Source organism: Thalassoroseus pseudoceratinae (assembly GCF_011634775.1).
Classification (GTDB): Bacteria; Planctomycetota; Planctomycetia; order Planctomycetales; family Planctomycetaceae; genus Thalassoroseus; species Thalassoroseus pseudoceratinae.
Map to the genome: position 1 here is coordinate 417,538 of NZ_JAALXT010000004.1, position 20,205 is coordinate 437,742.

A 20,205-nucleotide genomic window follows, 5' to 3' on the forward strand; every position below is an offset into this window, starting at 1 on the left:
AGAATTCGTTTTCAGTGAGGAAGCCAATATGGCCGGAATCGGCATGGGTCGAGAAGACTTCTGGAATGGTGGTACGGACGATCTGCTCGATTTCGACCAGGCTAACCCGTCCGATAGCATCTACTTGAGCGATGAGGACGACGACTTCGACGACTTCGATGATGATGACGACGAAGACGACGACTTCGATGATGATGACTTCGACGACGACTTTGATGATGACGATGATTTCGACGAGGACGACGAAGACTTCGATGACGACTTCGACGATCTCGATGATGATCTAGATGACGACGACGACTTCGATGATGACGACGAAGACGATGATGATTTCGACGACTTCGACGACGATGATTAGTGTCACAATCGAAGCCGGAACAACATTCCGGCTTTGATTGTTGCGGCCGTCTCATCGACAGAGTGGTAGGGACGACGTTTCTCGACGATACCGGAATCGAGCGAGTTCCATCGGTGGTCTCGCAAATACTCAATGAATCGCACGCTGTTTTGCGAAACGGGTGGAACCCTCATGCAAGGTTTGTCTGAGCAAATTGCCGAAGCCGTTCAGGCAATCCGAGAGCATTGGACTGAAACGCCCCGAATCGGTCTCATTCTGGGAACTGGTTTGGGTGGATTGGCCGCGGAAATCCAGGCGGACGCCAAACTCGCCTACTCCGACATCCCCCACTTTCCGACGTCGACCGTCACATCGCATGCTGGTCAACTCGTTTGCGGGACACTCAAGGGCATGCCAATCGTGGCGATGGAAGGTCGCTTCCATTACTACGAAGGTTACTCGATGCAGCAGATCACGTTTCCCATCCGTGTGATGAAAGCTCTCGGGGCGGAAATTTTGATCGTCACCAATGCCGCTGGTGGGATGAATCCGCAAATGTCGCTGGCGGATATCGTCATCATCGAAGATCACATTGATTTTCTGCCGGACAACCCATTGCGGGGAGTGAATGACGACAACCTAGGCCCGCGATTTCCGGATATGCTCGAAACCTACGATCGAGAATTGATCGCACTGGCCCAAAAGACCGCCTTGGAGAAATCGATCCCGGCTCAGAAAGGCGTGTTTGTCGCGGTTGCTGGACCGAACCTGGAAACACGAGCTGAATATCGCATGTTGCGTGGCTTCGGTGCGGATGTTGTCGGCATGAGCACCGTGCCCGAAGCGATTGTCGCCAAACATGCGGGCATGCGGACGCTCGGATTCTCCATCGTCACGGATTTGTGCCTTCCGGACGCGCTCGAACCAGTGGATATTGATAAAATCATCCGAGTCGCCGGTGAGGGTGGTGAGCGTTTAGGGAAACTGATCGGCGGAGTACTGGAACAACTCTAACGGCAACCGGGAGCTCTTATGCCCCAGTCCTCGGCTCCCTTTCTGCAAGCAATTGTTGACGATCCCTATAACGACACGCCGCGTTTGATCTACGCTGACTGGCTCGATGCACAAGGACAATCGTCCCGAGCCGAATTCATCCGCTTGCAATGTGAATCGGCTCGATTGCGAAAGGGCAGTTCGCGGCGGCAGGCGTTGGAGTTACGAGCTGACGAGTTGCTGTTCGAGCACGAATCGGAATGGCTCGGCGAGAAGTCGGAGCAAATCGTCCGCTGGAAATTCCGCAGAGGCTTTCTGCACTCCGCGACGATGACCGCCAACGCATTCTTAAAGCACGGCGAATCCGTCTTCCAAACCGAACCGCTGTGGCGAATCGGTTTCGTGGACGATGACGGCGAACCGCTGCAAACCGACGCACTCAATGAAGTGGTTTCTCATCCAACGTTTGGTGCCGTGCGATCACTCGACATTATCGGGGCCGCGCCTGTCTTTGAACCGCATTGGCATAGTCAATGGTCTGAACCGCAAGTGCCACTCGCCGACTGGTTGCACGCATTGGCACAAGCAACGCATGTGCGAAACCTGAAGAGTTTCGTTCCCGGAACCTGGCTGCGGTTGTTCAACCCGTTTGGCGAGGAAACAGGGACCGCCGCATCGGCTTTGGAAACATTCTGTCAGGCCGAGCATCTGCGGACGCTCCGTCGACTCAGCCTCAATGGATGCCCAATGGCCCCTGCGAGGCAATCCGACCAGCTGGCAGAATTGGTCGCGAACGCCTCGTTTGCTAGGCAACTGAAACGATTGAACTTAGAGAATTGCCGACTCAACGATACAGCAGCCCAAACGCTGGCCTCCTCGACAAACCTGCGAGGTTTGACGCAACTCACGTTGTTCGGCAATTCGCTGACCCAATCGGGATGGGAAGCGTTGTTTCAATCTCCCCATTTAAAACAGATCCGCGACGTCGACGTGTTTGGGGCCGATTTACCAGTGTTTGCGAAATCTCCGCTGACGAACCAACTTCGAGATCTCACTTTAGGTTGGAGCGATGAAAGCGGGACACCGGAAGTCGAAGCCGCATGGTACAAACTGATCAAAACCGCCCGCCCACCGCGACGATTACACCTGATCTGCCAGGAAATCAATTCCGAAATTATCGAAACGATGGCAACAAGCGGATGGCTGCGAAATTTGCGGTCGTTGTATATCGACAACGATTCCCAGTCCGAAGGATTTTTCCATCCAGAAACGATCACCGAATTGCTTCGGTCCAATGCCGCTCCGAATCTGGTCGAGTTGCGAACGCATGAATTTGCGGACCAAAAGTTCGTGCAGTCCCTCGGTGATTGGGACGGACAACGACGGCTCGAATCTCTGGACCTATCCGATGATTACTACGGTCGTGGCACAGCCAAGGACGTTTTTGAGCCTTCGAATCTTTCCCCGAATTTGCGGGAGCTCAAGGGATTTCGGATTCAAACCCAGGATGACGTGAACAGCGTTCTCAGGAGCAAGGCTGTCCTCACTCACGCCGCGTTTTGCATTACCGGCGATTTGACGGAAACGCAAACCCGGGCAATCTATGAATCACGTTTGCTGCGACACGTCGAATTCCTTCGCCTCTCGTTCCTCATCAGTTACGGCGAACAAGGCAACATCAGTGACGAGACCGTTCGCAATTGCTTGCGACCGCTTGCTTTGCCGCAAGTTCTTCCGCGACTACGCGCCTTCCGAACCTACGTATTTGGTGACGATCCGCCAGAGCTTGACGCCGTCAAACGCCGACTCGGTCCGCGAATGAAATCGTGACTTACGGTTTGGCGACGAACTTCAGAAATTCCTTGCCGTCTTCCATGTTCCAGATGCGAATGGTGCCGTCGTAACTGCCGGCGGCGATTCGCTGTGTCGACGGTGACGCAGCCACACTGTAAAGCCATTCCGGTGAGCCGCTGAATGTTTTGGCAATTTGCCCCTTCGGCCACGCGACGAGTCGTGCCGTTTTGCTCGCCTCGGCGGTGGCCGTTTGTCCGTTGGGAAGTTGTTCCAGATCGAACACAGCTCCCGAAGCCCGCACCGTTTTGACAGCTTTGGCATCCGCGACTTTCCATAGCCGAATTTGCCTGTCCTCACCTGCACTCACGACTTGTTTACCGTCTTGACTGAAGGCGACCGCATAAACGGCATCGGAATGACTGTTGAACGTGATGACCGCCTCTCCGGTCTCTGCGTTGACGACCTTCGCCGTCTTGTCACGACTGGCGGAGACGAGCTGTTTACCATCGGGACTCCAAGCCACGTCCATGACCCAGTCTGCATGGTCTTCGACATGCAGTAGCTCAGCTTGAGACTCAAGATCGAACACTCGTACGGACCGGTCGGCACCGGCCGAGGCCAATCGAGTCCCATCGGGACTTAGTGCAATCGCGAAGACGGAATCCGGCGTGATCATCAGGTCGGCAAGTAGCTGACCATCCGCAACCGCAAACTGCTTGACCTCGCCAATCTGTGCCGGTGTACCTGCCGCGACGACAATCGTGGCCCCGTCCTGACTAAACTGCACATCGTACACACGCTCCGCCAGGTTCGAGATCCGACGTACAAGCGATCCGTCTTCGGCATTCCACAACAGGACCTCATGATAGCCGGAACTGGCCAGCAGTTTGCCATCTGGACTATACGCCAACGCGGTGACGGGAATCGTCGCCGCATAGGATTCCGGTGGCTGCGGTTGTTCCGGCTTGGGCATGATTGTGAGCAGAGAGGCATCCGCTGGCTTGCCCGCATCGAGTACCGCTCCCGTCTCGATCCATCGACGAATGACGGCCATCTCGTCGGCGGTGAGCGGGTCGGCGTCTTTGGGCATTTCGCCAATTTCGATCATCGTCCACAGCATCGACGAATCCGGATCGCCTGCAACGAACGATTCCCCAGACTCGCCCCCCTTTGCCATCGCCGCAAACGTTTCCATGTTCAAACGCCCCTGAGCCTGCCGTGCGTTATGACACGCCACACATCGCCGATGAAAAATCGGAGCGACCTTCTCGGAAAACGACACCAGCTGGTCATGCTCGATCAGGTGCGATTCCACAGCTTGCTGATCTGCCAACCATGCCGCGGCAATGGTCTCGTAGGCCTTTTGACGCTCATCACGGTCTTGCCGAGCTTTTTTCAGAGCCGTTTCCGCGTTTTCGATTTTTTGCGGTGCGTCTTTCTTAGCTTGCTCTGCGGCAGTCCGTTTGGTTCGGATTTCCTGAAGCGATTTGTTGGCCGTCTCAAGCAGTTCTTGTTGCTTCTTGAGTTCCGCTGTGGTCGCAGCTTGCTGTTTCTCGGCGGCAGTCTTCTTCGCTGCATCCTCGCCCGCGTCTTTGACTACCTGGTCAGCTTTCTGTTTGGCCAGCTCGGCTTTCTGGACAGCTTCAGCCGCTTTCTTGATCGCTTCTTCCTGAGCCTTCAGCGACTTCTCCGTTTCGGAAAGCGTGCGATCCGCCTGGCGGGGAATGGATTTGGCCCGCAGCAGGTCTTCCGTCGCCTTCTGCACGCTTGCTTCCGCTTCATCGAGATTTGATTTGGCCTTGTCACGCTTTGTCTTGGACTCCGCAGCGGCCTTCTTGAGCGTCGAAAGCGGCAATTCGTCGGCAACAACACCGGATGCTACAAAAGAGAGGAGGGCGGTGAGCAGCACAGTTCGGCGAGCAAACATGGCGGGAACCTTGGGTGGTCGGGAGAGAGAGCACGCAGGTTCTTGACCGCATGACGGTGGTCTCTGTTGGCGGTGGAGGCAAAAAAGTCATGGCCTCGCGGCATCCACGAGACAAAAACCCGCGACGATCAATCGGAACCTGCACTAACAGATTGATTGACCAACCCGAGAGTGTCAAGGCATCAAGAAGGATTGATAACTTCCCGCAACGGCATGGCTGATGGTCCACAAAAAAAGCCGCAGGAATTTCCTGCGGCATGGACTCTACGGAACAGAATCGAAACGGTGTTCCATCGAGATCAACGGAGTTCGGCGTGCCTTTTCAAGCACTCGAACATTGCCTTCCTCATGGACGCGAGAAAACGTGATGTTCCCAAAATCCACAAGATCACCCAAAGACCGACAAAACTGCCTTAGTCTTTACGGTGCCGAATCTTAGCTCGGTTTCGGCGTTTCTTGCGACCCAGTTTCCGTCGACCTTTTCCTGACTTCTTCACACCCATTCCGATTCGTCTCCTATTCGTTTGAGAGTCTGCATATTGGTAATCGTGCAAACTAAGTATACCGCCAAAACCACTATTCGGCAAGTGTTTCAGTCCACTCCCGGCAAGCCACCGAATTGTCGAACCGCTTCGTACACGATGGTATTCGCGGTGCTGGCCAAGTTGAGACTGCGGACTTCCTCGTACATCGGCAACCGCAGATTACGGGTATTGTCTTCCCTCAGAATCGAGGCCGGCAAACCGCGACTCTCGCTGCCAAAGAGGAGCACATCGCCAGGAGAGAACTCCACGTCCCACGCCAACCGCTTGGCCGTCTTGGTCAGACACCAGATTCGCCGATTCGGCAGGTGCTCGACCAATTCCTGATAACTTTCGACCGCTTGCCAGTCCAAATGTTGCCAATAATCCATGCCAGCGCGTTTCAGGTAACGGTCATCGAGCCGAAATCCCAGTGGCCGAATCAGCCACAACTTCGCTCGCACCGCCACACACGTCCGACCAATGTTGCCGGTATTCTGCGGGATGTCCGGCTGATACAGGGCGACATGCAGCAGCGGTTCAGTGGAATCGTTCATGCAAGACTATTCTCAACGGGAAAAAGGATTCGGGCAACCAAACCAGCGAAGAACGGAATTCGTTCGAGTTCAACACACATTGATCGCCAATGCGATTTTGTGATCGCCGACATTCACGGTCTTGGGAGCCTCCAGTTTCCCATTCGACTCAATGCCATCCGCTCGCGTTTCGCTTTGAATGGTCTCGCCCCAAGCGGAAACCGCTTGTTCGACGGTAGCCTCGTCCGTCTGGTAACCGATTTGGATTCGTTGGTTTTCTTCGAGCTCGTTCTCCTTCCGGAGTTGTTGAACATGCCGAATGAAATCCCGAGCCATGCCTTCGGCTTCCAATTCTGGGGTGAGTTCCGTGTTGAGTGCGATTTGCAACGTGTTTTCGGAAGACGTCAACCAACCGGCCGCTTGTTCGGTTTCGGTGAGCACATCATCGGGTGTGAGTGTGATCTCCTCGCCGCCGAGCGTGATTGTGACCGACTCACCATTTTGCAGCGGAGCCAGCTCGCCCGCGTCAACGTTCGGCAACTCCTTACGAATCACACCGAGCAACTTGCCATACTTTGGTCCGAGCGTTTTCAGGTTTGGTTTGTATTTGTAACGCACCAAATCGCCGAGGCTGTCTAGAAAAGTGACCTGCTTGACGTTGAGTTCATCGCGGATCAACTCGCTCAAGGTTTTTACGGCGGCGGCTTGCGCAGGATCACTGGACGCAATCCGCAACTCGGCAAGCGGTTGTCGCACTCGCAAACCACTTTCTTCCCGCAGCTTCAACGCCAACCGCACTACTGCTTGAGCTGTCGATGCACGATGCGTCAAATCGTGATCGAGCAGGTTTTCGTCGGGTTCCGGGTAGTCGCAGAGATGCACGGATTCCGGCACGCCATCCACTGAAGACGGCTGCCCCGCATCCTCTAAGTTTCTCCCCAAAGCCAAGTTCTGATAAAGCCGCTCCGACATGAAGGGCACGCACGGCGCGAGCAATTTCGTCAGCGTCAACAACACATGGTGCAGCGTTTGGTATGCAGCGAGTTTGTCTTGTTGGTTCTCACTGGTGGCGTCTTCGTTCTTCCGCCAGAATCGACGACGACTGCGGCGAATGTACCAATTCGACAAATCATCAACGAACGCCGCCGCCGCACTACACACGCCGGGTGTATTGAAGGCTTCGAATTCCTCGCGGCACGTCTTCGTCAGTTGCTGCAAGTTCGAGAGAATCCAACGGTCGATTTCCGGACGGTCGGCCACTGGCACATCGGTCGTGTTCTGCGGATCGAATCCATCGAGAGCCGCATAGTTCACGAAGAACGAATAACTGTTCCACAGCGGGATCAGAATTTGTCGTCGCACTTCATCGGCGGGCGTGCTTGTCACTTTACAGGTGGGCAAGCCTTCTTTCGTTTCGGAGATTGTGCCATCCGGTGTCTCCAATGCCACCGGATCGTCAGGATGTCGCGTTCCGAATCGTAAGTCCGACGCCGGGTTTTGGGCGAGATACATCCACCGCAGCGTATCGACGCCCAACTGCTCGGCCGCTTCCTCGAACCAAATTGCGGTGCCGTCAGATTTGTGCATCGGCTGACCGGCTTCGTCCATCACCAATCGGTGACCGAGCAGCGTTTTGAATGGTCGTTTTTCCTCGGCGTTTTCGGTTTCGTCGTATCGCATCATCGTCGACAACGCGAGCATCGAATAGAACCAGTTGCGGAATTGGCCCGGGAAGCATTCGGTGACGAAATCCGCCGGATACCACTCGTTCCACATCGCCGGGTCTTCGCGGTAACCCATCGTCGAGAATGGCGTGATCCCCGCGTCCAACCACGGATTCCCCACGTCAACAATTCGACTCAGAACGGCTCCGGTTTTCTCACTCTTGATTTTGACTTTGTCGATCCATGGACGGTGTGGCGTATTCCCTTCGAACTCGTCCCAACCCTCGACGGCGCGTTCCTTGAGTTCATGCAAAGAGCCCATGACTTCAAAGTCAGACGGATCTTCCGGATTGACCCAGATTGGGAGCGCGAGTCCCCAGAAGCGTTTCTTGGAGATCATCCAATCCCGCATGTTCGAGAGCCATTCGGTCTCACGTTCCTTGCCCTGAATCGATTCCGGCAACCAATCGATGGTCTGCGTGACATCCATGATCTCCTGTCGCCAGTCCATGTTGATGAACCACTCATCAACCAGCCGGAAGACAAGTTCATCCCCTGTCCGCCAACAGTGGGGATAGATATGTGGATACTTCTCGACAGCCAGCAGCAAACCTTTCTCTTTCAGTTGCTCGAAGACCAAATCGGCGGTTTCGGAGTCGATCGCTTCCCGACCGGTAAACGGACCGAAACCCTCCGCGAATCGGCCGTCTTCCTTCAACGGAGCGATGCTTGGCAGACCGAGACTTTCCCCGAGCGTATGGTCGACATCCCCACAACCGGGAGCGATGTGCACAATCCCGGTTCCCTCACCGGCGGTGACCATCGGATTGCCTTTGTTGTCGCGACCGCCATCGATCACCTGATGCGAACCAGTTGCCGACGGCTTCGACGCATCTTCCGCCGTATTGCGTCCGCCTTCGAATGCGAATCCGCCCGGCGTTTGTTGAGCTTTCAGTTCATCGAACGGCCCGCGATATCGCCAACCGACCAGTTCGGAGCCTTTCAGCGTGTCCTCAATTTCATAGCCGCCTTGCTCCTTGAAGATTTGAGCGAGCGATTTCAACTTCGGCACACCGTCGGGCCATTTCCATTCGGGGCGTCCGAAACCTTCCTTGAACTCGGTCTCCATCCGCTTGGTGTCTAAGTTGGCTTTGGCGAAGTAGTAGATCGAGCCATCACGTTTGGACTTGAGCTTGACGTAATCCAAATCCGGATTGACCGCCGCCGCGACGTTACTGGTGAGCGTCCAAGGCGTCGTCGTCCAGATCAACAGATTCTCGTTGTCTCTATCGACGAGCGGAAATCGCACGAACACCGAACGGTGCACGGTCAGCTTCCGTCCGTCGGCGACTTCCATCTGCGAATACGCACTTCCCGCCCGACCGGACCAGGGCATCACGTCGTGACCGCGGTAGACTTTCTTTCGCTCAAAGCACTTCTTGAGAAACGTCCAAATCGTTTCATTGTTCTCGGTGGAGAACGTGAAATAACTCCCGCCCCATTCCGGATTGCCGAGCCGGGCGACCAACTGGTGAGCCGGTCCGGTTTCGGTTTTTCCACTGGGAGACGTAATCGTGACCGTTTGATCGGTCCCCAGAGCTTCCGCGAGATCCCGCAGTTGATCGGGATCGTCCCAATCCATCCAATAACCGAGCCGGATCGACTGCTCCGTCTGCCGAGCCGCGAACCGCAGCACGCGTCGTTTGCACTCGTTGACGAAATGATCGATGCCGTAATCCTCAATCGCCCGTTTCGTGCCGAAGCCCATTTCCTTTTCGACTTCGACTTCCACCCACAACCCCTGGCAGTCGAACCCGTTCTGATAACGCAGTTCGTGCCCGGTCATGGCGAAGTACCGCTGAAACGCATCCTTGTACGTGCGTCCCCAAGCGTGATGCACGCCCATCGGATTGTTCGCGGTGATTGGCCCGTCGAGGAAACTCCACTTCGGCTTCCCGGCGTTTTTCTCCCGGAGCTTCCGAAAAATCTCCGCCGCACCCCAAAACCGCAGCGCGTCGTGCTCACCGCGAAGAAACTCAGAATCACCAGCTTTTTGAAACATCATGACAGTCGAATACGGTAAATGGACGCGGAAGAACGAAAACGGAGCGTCAATTGTAGGTGGCCATCCCACGAATGGAAGCGTCGGGCTATGATCGCCGGCTATCCGCGAGATACTCAAACTGCAATGATATGCACTTGCATGCCGAAGAGATGCCCGCAACGAGTACGTTTTTTCCTGATAGAACAGATCTCGCAAAAAGTGAGGCAACCATGAGATCGGTTTTTGTATTCCTGTGTGACGCGTCTGAGGAAGAAGTATCAGCCCACCTCGATCACACTTATCCAACCCAGCGGGAGCCATGGTTATCATCCGTAGGTGATGATCCGTACTTGTACATCGACTTTTATCGTGAAGGGCCTACTGAATTTGAGCCGGAAGAATGGTCTGACTTGGTCGAACGGTGCAATGGCAAGCCACCAGTTGGAGTGATGGCCGACGTATCGGGTAGGCACCCAGGCGATCAGCAAGCGCTAGATTTTGTGACGAACATGCTCACCCACTTTAATGGCTTTGCAATGGATGATTACACGGAACACTTATGGTCACTCGAAGAGCTGCGAACTGGGATACGTGTCTTGGGACATCCATTCTTTGACTACGACGGTTGGTGGCTTGAGCGTGGCAGCACCTGGTTCTGAGAAGCGAATTCCAGGCCAATCTTCGTTATACTCGCTAGGCAAACGAATGCCGGATTGTTGATTCCTGCGAGACGCCCATGTTTGCTGAACTTGCTGCCGGTTTGACGTTTCCCGATTACTTCGTGCTCGCCGTTTTCCTGGCGGGGGATGTTGGTCATGGGCGTGGTAATCGCTCGCAAGCAGCAAACGAGTGACGACTTTTTCGTCGCCGGTCGCAACATGCCCACGTGGGCGGTGGGCATTAGTTTGTTCGCTTCGCTCCTGTCCACAATCACCTACCTCGACATGCTGGGAGAAACGTTCCGCACAGGCGTGGCGATTCCGGCCCCAGATTCGAATCTCAACTCTTTGGGAGAAACACCGCGATGCTTCGCTGTATCATCTACCTCTTGGCGGCGACTTGGCTGTCAACCGAAGCGAGTGTTCTGCAAGCTGCCAACATCGCTCCGCAACGCTTTCCGGTCCAATGCGGACGGCCAGGCGTCTTTGTGCCGTACGCCTCGGATGGCCCGATCGACCAGTCCAACGACAAGATCACGCGCATCATTGTGGGCATTCACAGCAGCGGATTCGATGCCGAAAAATGTCTCCGGGCACTGCTGTTGGCAGCATCGAAGGTGAGGGGGGCAACCGAATCGACGCTGATCGTAACCCCTCAGTTTTTCGATGTGAACGCCATCAAGCAGCCGATTCCGCAGGGGCTGCTCGCGTGGAAGGTGAGTCCCTATCGAGGCAGTTCATTGGCTTGCATCGGTCCGCAGAAAGAAGGGATCGGTTTCAGTGCGTATGACGTCATGAATCAGCTTCTTCCGGCCGTGGCCAATTTGGAACGCTTTCGGAATCTCAAGACGGTGGTCGTCTGCGGTCACTCGGCCGGCGGGCAGATGACCCAGCGGTACGCAATCACGTCGAAGTTTCGTCCTCCAAAGGGAGTCTCGGTTCGGTTTGTGGCCTCTGGCGCTTCTTCGTTCGCCTATCTAGACAGCAAGCGACCGCGTCAGCAGGGTCAGGAGATTGTTTTCGAAGAACTCCCGAGTGAATTCTTGGAGAAATACCCCAACTACAACAACTGGGGATATGGGTTGGATGCTCGCTATCGCGCCTTTCGCCGGGCCTCGGACGACTATCTGCGGCAGCGTTACGCCAAGCGACGCGTTCTCTATTTGTGCGGATCGGAAGACAACAACCCGAACGATTCCACGTTGTCCAAGGCGTACGGAGCATTGCTTCAAGGTCGCCAGCGGCTCGAACGCATGAAGCTGTTCTTTGCACACTTGATCGATGTGTATGGTGAGGACATCAAGAAGACACATGCGATGGCAATCGCTGAAGGGGTGAATCACAATGGCTTCGACGCCTACGCATCAAACGCAGGGCTCAAGTTTCTATTCGATCATTCCCACACCGATACTGACAAAGACGGAGAAACCGACTGGGAAGAGTGGTTGGCTGGAACCGAATAGTTACCCAATCCAACATTTACCGAATCCGCTTCCCAAGCCGCGAAACTCCGGCAAGTTGGCGTTATACTCGCTAGGCAAACAAATGCCGTTTTGTTGATTTGTGCGAGACGCCCATGTTTGCTGAACTTGCTGCGGGTTTGACGTTCCCCGACTATTTCGTGCTCGCCGCATTCTTGGCGGGGATGCTGGTGATGGGGGTGGTAATTGCTCGCAAGCAGCAATCGAGCGATGACTTCTTCGTCGCCGGTCGCAATATGCCGGCTTGGGCGGTCGGCATTAGTTTGTTTGCCTCACTGCTGTCCACGATCACTTATCTCGGTATGCCAGGCGAGATGTTTCGCACCGGCGTGGCGTTTCTGACCCGACAGTTGCCGATTCCGCTCGTATTGGCGGTCGTGTGGGGACTGTGGATTCCCTTCTTCATGCGACTCCGGCTCACCAGTGCCTACGAATACCTAGAGCGACGCTTCAACTATCCGGTTCGCGCATTTGCTGCCGTGTTTTGTCTGCTGCTGCTCTTTGGTTGGATTTCCGTCGTGGTGCTGACGGCGTCTCGAGCGATGGCGGAAATCACCGTACCGGCCATTGCCGATCCCGTCGCGAGAGCCGAAACACTCAACCGCATGATGTTCGGAATCATCATCGGGGTCGGACTATTCTCCGTGCTATACACAACTCTCGGCGGAATTCGCGCGGTCGTCTGGACCGATGTCATCCAGTTCACCGTGTTGCTCGTCGGTGCCGTCGTCACGATGATGTCGATTGCTTCCATGACGGGCACCGGCATTAGCGACTGGATCACTGCAAGCCAAGCGTATCAGCACGAAGAAGTTCAGTGGTTCGATTGGAGCGTCTCCAACCGGTCGACTGTGTTCACGATCACGGTGAACATGTTCTTTTGGTTCATCTGCACACACGGCGCCAACCAAGTCGCCTTACAACGTTATTTCACCGTTAAGGATGCTTCCGCCGCGAGACGCACTTACCTCGTCAGTGCGGTCGCTAGCATTCTTATCGGCGTGTTGCTAGCCGGCGTCGGAATTGCCTTGATGTCGTTTCTACAGATGTCCGACCTACCAGTCAAAGAGGAACTTCTCAATTCCCAAGTCGGAGCAAGAGGTGACTTGCCGGATCAAGTGTTTCCGCAATTCATTCGGATGTACTTGCCAGCAGGGATGAAAGGACTCGTGGTCGCGGCCTTGTTTGCAGCTGCAATGTCAACTATCGATTCCGGTGCGAACTCGGCTTCCACAATTATCACCGTCGACTTCATCCGCCCGTTTTCCAAAACACCAGCTTCATCAACGAAGGAATTACAACGTGCCCGAAAACTCACCGCTGCCGCCGGTGTGACGGTTGTTCTCTACACAATGCTGCTCTACCAAATCTCTAAGGGCACAAACATTATCGACTTAACCCAAAAAGGTTTCAATTGTTTTCTCGGTGCCTTAGGTGGATTGTTTGTTCTAGGGATGTTCTCACGTCGCGTGACCGCTTCTATCGCCCTCATTGCATTGCTAGTTGGTGAAGTCTTCGGAGTGGTGACAAGCTATTTCCGAGAGATCACTAGCTGGCTAGCGAACACCCAAGGCGGGTGGTGGGCCGAAAATCTCGGTGGAAAGTCAATAGAGATTGCTGGCATCCTAAACTATGAAGGCACACCGTTCTCGACTCACCTAGTCGTACCGGGCGCCTGGGTTGTCACGGTCGTAGTGGGCATCACTCTAGCATTCATCTTCCGCACAAATTGCACAGAGACCCAAAGCAACTGGACATGGAAGAAGGTCGTCCACGGCCATCAAGACGAGACAAGATAGACCTCCAATCGGCCGAACGATTCAGCCTTTGAGACCGCTCGTTGCAATGCCTTGAATAAACGTTTTCTGTGCCAAGAAGAACAACAGAATCACAGGCAGCGTAAACAGAACTGCTCCCGCCATTAGCGGACCAAACTCCGTGCGATAACTACTCAGGTATTGTTGCAACTCGTACGCCAACGGCAATCGCTTCGGATCATTCAAGTACAAAAGCGGTCCGGCGAATTCGTTCCATGTGTGCAGGAACTGAAACAAAGACACCGTCGCCAACGCCGGCCACGACAATGGAACGACAATTGTCCGTAAGATTGTCCACTCACTTGCGCCATCTAATCGAGCGGCTTCAGAAAGTTCTTCCGGAATCGTCAAGAAGAACTGCCTCAACAGAAAGACATAGAATGCTTCGCCAGCCAGAAAGCTAGGCAACACGAGCGGCCACCAAGTATTGTAGAGTCCCAGAGTAGCAAACAATTCAAACCGAGGCAACATCGTCACATGAAACGGCAACAGCATCGTGGAAATCAACAGAAAGAATAGCCAATCTCGCCCTGGCCATGTCAGCCGCGAAAACCCATAGGCAACGAGAGTACAACTAACAACGGTCCCAACCACGTTCAAAACCAAAAGCAAAATCGAATTCGCAAGGCTTTGCAGGTAATTGCCAGACTGAACAGCAATGCGATAGTTTTGCCAGTAAAGTTCACTCGGCCAAATTTCGGTTTCAAGCTGCCCCGGTGGTTTGAGTGACCCTAGTACCATATATAGTAACGGTAGCAAGAACGCGACCGCGACGAGGACTAGCAAGGGGTGCGTCAATTTCCTAGCGCTCATTTTGAACCTTGTCCAACTGCAGTTGCACATCGCGAGCCGCGTCTTGTAGCGCCTGAGCGGGTGTCTTTTGAAGAGTAAGAGCTTCATCAGCCGCTTGGTTAACGCGTTCATAGTAATACGCTTGCACGGGAATCGCAGGCGTAGGAACTTGATACTCAGACTCTGCTAACTCGACGAACAACCGAAAGCGAGGGTGTTGATCGAGATACTTTTGAAAGTGAGGATGAGCCGTCACCGAGGGACTCGCGGGGATCCATCCCCCAGAACTCGCAGTGAGCGCCGCATCCGCCTCGTGACCATCAAACCCCGACCAAAACTTGATAAACTCCCACACGCCGCGTTTCTTCTGGCAGTCTTTCGGAACCACGAAAAAATTTCCATTCACCCAACCTGCGTTTGGCCGCCCGCCAGATGGATAGGGCAGGGGAGTCACACCGTACTGAAAGTTCCCTGAAGATTCCTCTCGCACCCGATCAAGTTCAGCCACTCGCCATTGACCATCCATCATCAAACTGTAGCGACCATCTCTTAGCATGGATCCTGCACCGGCCTCTCGGTTTGTACTACGAAATGCTCGAATTTGATCGAGTCCTAGATGGTCTGTGTAAGACGTCATCCACTCAAGAGCTTCAATCACTTTCGGATGATCCGGCGTCACTAGTTGCTGTTCTTCATCATAAAAATCTCCGCCGAATGCGATTCCCCAAGCCCACAGGCGGCGGTTGTCTGGCAGGTACGCAATTGAGCGTTCTCTAGTTGCCGGCCGTTTGGCGATTTGATCAAGTTGTGAGATTGTCTTAGGTGGTGAGAACGGCTCAATAGCAGACTCCCGGTAAAACAACAATCGGATATCGAGTGCGTTGCAGATTGCATAGAGGTTGTTGTCGTAGGTCCCAATCTGTCTTGCAGGCGGATATAGCCAATGTTCGAGTCGGTGATAAGTTTGTTCGTCGGGACAGAGTTCCCGTATTGGCATGAGCACACCCGCATTCGCCCACTGCGCGATAACCTGATCGTCTTGATTCAGTAAATCCGGTGCATCGCCACCTTGCAGCGACATGAAGAACTTCATATCCAAGTTCTGCCCAGGAACGGCAATTTCATCAACCCAATACAGATCCTGTGAATCGTTAAACCGTCGAACAATGTCTTGAACAATCGTTCGTTCCGTGCCACCCCAGAAATGCCAAAACACAATCCGTTCTCGCTCGGACCGAGTCACGGCAGATTCTGAAAACTGCATGGAAACAGACCAACTAAGAGCTAAGCCGATGACGGTGACTAGTAGTATGGTCTGAATTCGGAGACGATGCATGACAACCCGAATAAAATTTAGCTTCGGTAGTGAACCCAGTGTCTCGAAGATCGAAACAACATGACAGTTAGAAACACGACCACCATAAACAGTGACCAGCAAACTGCACTTGCGTAGCCCGCGTCGAGGTATTTAAAGGACCAAAGAAAGACGTGCAGTGAAACCACAAGTGTTGATCCGTCAGGCCCACCGGTTCCACCACTGATGACGTAAGGTTGTGTGAAGTATTGCACGCTTTGAACAATCCCCATCACTGCATTGAAGAAAATGACAGGCGTCAACTGTGGCAATGTCACATGCCAGAACTTGCGGAGGGAATCCGCACCATCGAGTTCGGCGGCTTCATACAACTCTCGGGGGATGTTTTGCAGAGCGGCTAAATAGATCAGAATGAAATTGCCGACACCCCAGAGCGACATTAACACCAGGGCATCCTTAGAACCCACTCCTGCCATCCCTGTCACGATTTGACTAGGATTAAACAGTTCCGCCGAACTATTGAACCAATTCGGTGCAAGGCCTAGTAGACTCAGCAATCGATTGGCTAGCCCCTGTTGTGGATCGAGCAACCAAATCCAGACCGTCGCCGTCGCAACAGTCGGTATCACCGAGGGAATAAAAAACAGAGTCCGAAAGACCGATTGACCCCAAACTTTCTGATTAAGTAAAACCGCAAGCCCAACCCCTAGCAATATGCTTCCAGGAATCGCAAGCATTGCGTAGTAACTCGTGTTCCAGAGTGCTTGCCCGAAACCTTGTCCGCTCCGAACTTCATTAACGAGCCGTTGATAGTTCTCCGTCCCGATCCATTCCGGCGAGGTCAACAAATCGTAGCGACAAAAACTCCAGTACAATGTCGTGATGAATGGATAGGCAGTCAGTAGAAGAAAGCCCACGACCCATGGTGAGACAAAGATGAGTCCATCACGAAGTTGACGCATTGATTCCTGCCGAATCACAAATCTCGAGAAATTGTCAACACGCCAAACCTAAGACCACTTAGTCGAAACATACAGTCGATCATTCCCCGTATGATGAGAATGCAGTTAGTCGCATGGCATTGGCTGATTCGAGAGTGTCCGTGTGCCTTGCACGTTGACACCGCTGCCGATGATCAGGTTGTTCTGATAACACCAGCGATAAAACCGCCCGGTTTTCTCAGGGGGAAGGACTCGAATATCCTCAAACCCTGCAGACCGGAACCAATCCATCAATTCAGCAACGGTATGATGATGCTGATAGGCGGGGGCATACCAATCAAAAGTATCACAAATCCGGTTTTCACGACTTGGATGATTACTAAAGTTGACGACCTTGTTGAGTGTTCGGTTGAGAACGGGAATTCCGCCGAGCGTGGCACCAAAGCGAGACCACCGCTCAAGACGATCGTTACTCCATCGCACAGTACGGTGACGCAGTCGGTTATTGATCCACTCCTGCCACCACTGATTTCGACGATAGAGCCAAACCGCAAGTCGTCCGCCGGGTTTCACCATTTTAGCGGCTGCGTTAAATACGTCTTGAGTCTTGGCGTCGTGGTGCATCACACCGATTGAAAAGACAGCGTCGAAACTCTCAGGAGCAAACGGTAGTTTCTTTAAGTCGGCTTGTACGAAGTGAGTGTTCGGCTGGTCTTCGCAGAGTTTCTTGGCCTTATCGACGGCATTGCTATGATCGGCTCCGTAGACTATGGCTCCGGCTTCGGCAAGGATCTTGCAATAACGTCCGCCTCCACAACCTGCATCAAGAACTCTGAGGCCGGACATTTCCGACAACCGAAACCCTGTTTTGGCTTCGAACGTCGCACGGTCCTCGTCGGCATGCGCGACTTCATAGCGATTCCACTGGAAGCCAAAACTGGCTAGATGTTGCGACTCCACAAACCGCGGAATGCCGTTCTCGATTGGGTACTGCGTGCCACAGGTCGAGCAAACAAGTTTCTGGTCCGACTCGACGAGGGTGCCGCCATCAGCAGGACATTGGAGTTGCGTCAACCAGGTCGACATGGATTGACACTTTCAAAATTCGACAGTCCAAGGATCGCGAGCGAGTTCGGTATTTGGAAAGATCTTGCGAACGCCTTCAATCCCGATCGGGTCATCTTGTGGTTGATCAGGCCCAAAGTGCGTGAGAATCAAACGCCCAACCGACGCTTTACGGGCGAGTTCCCCCACGGCGGTTGAGTGACTATGACCGGTGGGCACTGTGTACTCAGCCATCGCGTCGGGAAAGTTGCATTCATGAATGAGAAGATCGACACCTTTGATGAAATCAAAGTACTTCTCACTGTCACTTGTCGTTGTATCTGTGATGAAGGCCAGCGACTTGTCTGGCCAATCAATCCGATACCCCATGGAACCACCCGGGTGCGTTAGTGGCCGATGTGTTAACCGACCACCTCCCGCCACTTGCCACTCGGCATCGAGTTCCAAGTATTCAAAATTCAATGGAGCCGGGAACAATCCGCTCGACAGCAAATGCGACTGAACCGTCTCTAATGTTGCGGCATTCGCGTGTACTCGCACCTTGTCAACAATGCCTTTGAGCATTGGAACGAGGAAATACGTCAAGCCGCAGACATGATCAAGATGAGCATGCGAGAGGAACACATCTAGTTCGCGGGTCTGCACGTGCTCCTGCACACGAAAGAACCCGGTGCCCGCATCGAAGACAATTCCTACCTCCGGCAACATCACACACGATGTGTGCCGTTGTTCTGTCGGATGATGTCCGGAGGTTCCTAGGAATTGAATTTTCATGGGCTAGTTCTGAATTTGATAGAGATCGTGTTCAAACGGTCGACTAGCTCAAATTGCGTTCGCGAATCCAGTCGGTGTGGAAGGTTTCGCCACGAGGTTTGTCGATGCGTTCGTAGGTGTGAGCACCAAAGTAGTCACGTTGTGATTGCAGCAAGTTCGCTGGCAACCGATCGCGACGATAACCGTCATAGTAAGACAACGCGGCGGCAAATCCTGGGACTGGCAAGCCGAGTTCCACGGCGGCGGCGACCACTCGTCGCCAACTGGGTTGGGCTTCGTCGATAGCTTTCTTGAAGAAATCATCGAGCAACAGGTTTTCCAAGTTCGGTTCTTTGTCGAACGCGGCTTTGATGTCTTGCAAGAACCGGGACCGAATAATGCAACCGCCACGCCAGAGCAGGGCGATGCTACCGTTGTTGAGTTCCCAACCGAACTCTTCGGCGGCAGCGTCGAGTTGCACATAGCCTTGGGCGTAGCTCACCAACTTCGAAGCGTACAACGCTTGACGAACATCTTCGATGAACTGCTTCTTGTCACCCTGGTATTGGCCGTCCGGTCCGGACAACACTTTCGAAGCTCGGACGCGAGCGTCTTTCTGAGCTGACAAACAGCGGGCGTAGACCGCTTCAGTGATCAAAGTCGTGGGCACACCGAGGTCGAGCGCGTGTTGGCTCATCCATTTGCCGGTGCCTTTTTGCTTGGCGGTGTCGAGGACTTGGTCGACGAGATCGTTGCCCGTTTCCGGATCTTTGACGGTGAAGATGTCCCGCGTGATTTCGATGAGATAACTCTCGAGTTCACTCTCGTTCCAGTCTTTGAAGACGTGGTAGAGTTCGTCGTTGCTCAGGCCGAGAGCGTGTTTAAGGATATAGTAGGCTTCGCAGATCAGCTGCATGTCGCCATACTCGATCCCGTTGTGAACCATCTTCACATAGTGACCGGCACCAGCTTCGCCGACCCAATCACAGCAGGGAATGTCGTTGTTTTCGCCGACTTTGGCGGAGATCTTCTGCAGAATGTCTTTGACGAACGGCCACGCCTCGGGGTCACCACCGGGCATGATGCTTGGGCCTTTGAGAGCACCTTCCTCACCGCCAGAAACGCCCGTGCCGAGGAACCGCAAACCGGCTTCTTTGAGCTCTTTGTAACGGCGGTTGGTGTCTGCGTAGTCGGAGTTACCACCGTCGATGATGATGTCACCGGGATCGAGCAACGGCTTGAGTTGATCGATGACCGCATCGACAGGGCCACCAGCTTTGACCATGATCATCACCCGGCGTGGGCTCTTCAGGTCTTTGAGCAACCCTTCCACGGAATCATAGCCAACCACCCGATCGGCGGTGCCTTCATGGACGACATCTTCCGGGCGATCTTTCAACCCGCCAACGAAATCATCGGTGGTTGCTTGAGTCCGATTGTAAACGCCGACGGAATATCCATTGTTCGCCATATTGAGGACAAGATTTTGCCCCATGACGGCCAGGCCGATGAGTCCGATATCGTGTTGTGCCATGTTCGTTGGTCTCTCTGAAAAAGCAGTATCGT

Annotated in this window: 16 protein-coding genes; 6 read left to right on the forward strand and 10 right to left on the reverse strand. The window is 53.9% G+C overall.

The genetic code is table 11. The annotated features are described in order from the left end of the window. Positions 1 to 28 precede the first annotated feature (28 nt). A complete protein-coding gene (locus G6R38_RS27865) occupies positions 29 to 358 on the forward strand; it encodes a hypothetical protein (RefSeq protein ID WP_206028610.1) in 330 nt (109 codons plus the stop codon). A gap of 2 nt (positions 359 to 360) precedes the next feature. Here G6R38_RS27865 and G6R38_RS16055 read toward each other — a convergent pair whose 3' ends face one another. Beyond that, entirely contained in the window at positions 361 to 531 is a 171-nt protein-coding gene (locus G6R38_RS16055; protein ID WP_166827877.1) for a hypothetical protein, read from the reverse strand. Between G6R38_RS16055 and G6R38_RS16060 the strand changes: the two genes are divergently transcribed. After that, a complete protein-coding gene (locus G6R38_RS16060; RefSeq protein WP_166827881.1) occupies positions 530 to 1,351 on the forward strand; it encodes a purine-nucleoside phosphorylase in 822 nt (273 codons plus the stop codon). The genes G6R38_RS16055 and G6R38_RS16060 overlap by 2 nt on opposite strands. Positions 1,352 to 1,369: 18 nt before the next feature. Next, positions 1,370 to 3,160, forward strand: a complete 1,791-nt coding sequence (locus G6R38_RS16065) for a TIGR02996 domain-containing protein (RefSeq protein ID WP_166827884.1) — start codon at positions 1,370 to 1,372, stop codon at positions 3,158 to 3,160. A gap of 1 nt (position 3,161) precedes the next feature. Here G6R38_RS16065 and G6R38_RS16070 read toward each other — a convergent pair whose 3' ends face one another. The 3 genes from G6R38_RS16070 to G6R38_RS16080 form a co-directional block, all read right to left on the reverse strand. Continuing rightward, positions 3,162 to 5,051 (reverse strand): WD40 domain-containing protein, encoded by a 1,890-nt coding sequence (locus tag G6R38_RS16070; protein WP_166827887.1) that lies wholly within the window; start codon positions 5,049 to 5,051, stop codon positions 3,162 to 3,164. Positions 5,052 to 5,643: 592 nt separating this feature from the next. Then, positions 5,644 to 6,129: a tRNA (cytidine(34)-2'-O)-methyltransferase gene (locus tag G6R38_RS16075; RefSeq protein ID WP_166827890.1), complete on the reverse strand. Its 486-nt coding sequence runs from the start codon at positions 6,127 to 6,129 to the stop codon at positions 5,644 to 5,646. 69 nt (positions 6,130 to 6,198) lie between these two features. After that, entirely contained in the window at positions 6,199 to 9,834 is a 3,636-nt protein-coding gene (locus tag G6R38_RS16080; RefSeq protein ID WP_166829109.1) for a class I tRNA ligase family protein, read from the reverse strand. A gap of 137 nt (positions 9,835 to 9,971) precedes the next feature. On the opposite strand from G6R38_RS16080, the gene G6R38_RS16085 reads away from it, so the two are divergent. From G6R38_RS16085 to G6R38_RS16095, 3 genes are all read left to right on the forward strand, one after another. Then, positions 9,972 to 10,475 (forward strand): hypothetical protein, encoded by a 504-nt coding sequence (locus tag G6R38_RS16085; protein WP_166827893.1) that lies wholly within the window; start codon positions 9,972 to 9,974, stop codon positions 10,473 to 10,475. A gap of 365 nt (positions 10,476 to 10,840) precedes the next feature. After that, positions 10,841 to 11,938, forward strand: coding sequence for an alpha/beta hydrolase (locus tag G6R38_RS16090; protein WP_166827896.1), 1,098 nt, complete (start codon positions 10,841 to 10,843; stop codon positions 11,936 to 11,938). Between the two features lie 113 nt (positions 11,939 to 12,051). Then, positions 12,052 to 13,755, forward strand: a complete 1,704-nt coding sequence (locus tag G6R38_RS16095) for a sodium:solute symporter family transporter (RefSeq protein WP_166827899.1) — start codon at positions 12,052 to 12,054, stop codon at positions 13,753 to 13,755. Between the two features lie 21 nt (positions 13,756 to 13,776). On the opposite strand, the gene G6R38_RS16100 is transcribed toward G6R38_RS16095, so the two are convergent. The 6 genes from G6R38_RS16100 to gnd form a co-directional block, all read right to left on the reverse strand. Beyond that, positions 13,777 to 14,586 carry a carbohydrate ABC transporter permease gene (locus tag G6R38_RS16100; protein WP_166827901.1) on the reverse strand — a complete coding sequence of 270 codons (810 nt, stop codon included), beginning with the start codon at positions 14,584 to 14,586 and terminating at the stop codon, positions 13,777 to 13,779. Beyond that, complete coding sequence (locus G6R38_RS16105) at positions 14,576 to 15,829, reverse strand: extracellular solute-binding protein (protein WP_166827903.1); 1,254 nt, start codon at positions 15,827 to 15,829, stop codon at positions 14,576 to 14,578. The genes G6R38_RS16100 and G6R38_RS16105 overlap by 11 nt, the downstream gene beginning before the upstream one ends. 89 nt (positions 15,830 to 15,918) lie before the next feature. Beyond that, positions 15,919 to 16,842, reverse strand: a complete 924-nt coding sequence (locus G6R38_RS16110; RefSeq protein ID WP_166827906.1) for a carbohydrate ABC transporter permease — start codon at positions 16,840 to 16,842, stop codon at positions 15,919 to 15,921. A 105-nt stretch (positions 16,843 to 16,947) separates the two neighbouring features. Further along, positions 16,948 to 17,907, reverse strand: a complete 960-nt coding sequence (locus tag G6R38_RS16115; RefSeq protein WP_166827909.1) for a methyltransferase domain-containing protein — start codon at positions 17,905 to 17,907, stop codon at positions 16,948 to 16,950. Between the two features lie 12 nt (positions 17,908 to 17,919). Continuing rightward, the gene (locus tag G6R38_RS16120; protein WP_166827911.1) at positions 17,920 to 18,660 is read right to left on the reverse strand and encodes an MBL fold metallo-hydrolase; all 741 of its coding nucleotides are present in this window, start codon (positions 18,658 to 18,660) and stop codon (positions 17,920 to 17,922) included. A gap of 43 nt (positions 18,661 to 18,703) precedes the next feature. Beyond that, on the reverse strand, positions 18,704 to 20,173 hold the full coding sequence (gnd, locus tag G6R38_RS16125) for a decarboxylating NADP(+)-dependent phosphogluconate dehydrogenase (RefSeq protein ID WP_166827913.1): 1,470 nt from the start codon (positions 20,171 to 20,173) through the stop codon (positions 18,704 to 18,706). Between the last annotated feature and the right edge of the window lie 32 nt (positions 20,174 to 20,205).

What these genes read in the sequence shown, in the direction of transcription:
- G6R38_RS27865 (WP_206028610.1), top strand. Translation starts at nt 29, where the DNA reads ATGGCCGGAATCGGCATGGGTCGAGAAGACTTCTGGAATGGTGGTACG.
- G6R38_RS16060 (WP_166827881.1), top strand. Translation starts at nt 530, where the DNA reads ATGCAAGGTTTGTCTGAGCAAATTGCCGAAGCCGTTCAGGCAATCCGA.
- G6R38_RS16055 (WP_166827877.1), bottom strand. Translation starts at nt 531, where the DNA reads ATGAGGGTTCCACCCGTTTCGCAAAACAGCGTGCGATTCATTGAGTAT.
- G6R38_RS16065 (WP_166827884.1), top strand. Translation starts at nt 1,370, where the DNA reads ATGCCCCAGTCCTCGGCTCCCTTTCTGCAAGCAATTGTTGACGATCCC.
- G6R38_RS16070 (WP_166827887.1), bottom strand. Translation starts at nt 5,051, where the DNA reads ATGTTTGCTCGCCGAACTGTGCTGCTCACCGCCCTCCTCTCTTTTGTA.
- G6R38_RS16075 (WP_166827890.1), bottom strand. Translation starts at nt 6,129, where the DNA reads ATGAACGATTCCACTGAACCGCTGCTGCATGTCGCCCTGTATCAGCCG.
- G6R38_RS16080 (WP_166829109.1), bottom strand. Translation starts at nt 9,834, where the DNA reads ATGTTTCAAAAAGCTGGTGATTCTGAGTTTCTTCGCGGTGAGCACGAC.
- G6R38_RS16090 (WP_166827896.1), top strand. Translation starts at nt 10,841, where the DNA reads ATGCTTCGCTGTATCATCTACCTCTTGGCGGCGACTTGGCTGTCAACC.
- G6R38_RS16095 (WP_166827899.1), top strand. Translation starts at nt 12,052, where the DNA reads ATGTTTGCTGAACTTGCTGCGGGTTTGACGTTCCCCGACTATTTCGTG.
- G6R38_RS16100 (WP_166827901.1), bottom strand. Translation starts at nt 14,586, where the DNA reads ATGAGCGCTAGGAAATTGACGCACCCCTTGCTAGTCCTCGTCGCGGTC.
- G6R38_RS16105 (WP_166827903.1), bottom strand. Translation starts at nt 15,829, where the DNA reads ATGCAGTTTTCAGAATCTGCCGTGACTCGGTCCGAGCGAGAACGGATT.
- G6R38_RS16110 (WP_166827906.1), bottom strand. Translation starts at nt 16,842, where the DNA reads ATGCGTCAACTTCGTGATGGACTCATCTTTGTCTCACCATGGGTCGTG.
- G6R38_RS16115 (WP_166827909.1), bottom strand. Translation starts at nt 17,907, where the DNA reads ATGTCGACCTGGTTGACGCAACTCCAATGTCCTGCTGATGGCGGCACC.
- G6R38_RS16120 (WP_166827911.1), bottom strand. Translation starts at nt 18,660, where the DNA reads ATGAAAATTCAATTCCTAGGAACCTCCGGACATCATCCGACAGAACAA.
- gnd (WP_166827913.1), bottom strand. Translation starts at nt 20,173, where the DNA reads ATGGCACAACACGATATCGGACTCATCGGCCTGGCCGTCATGGGGCAA.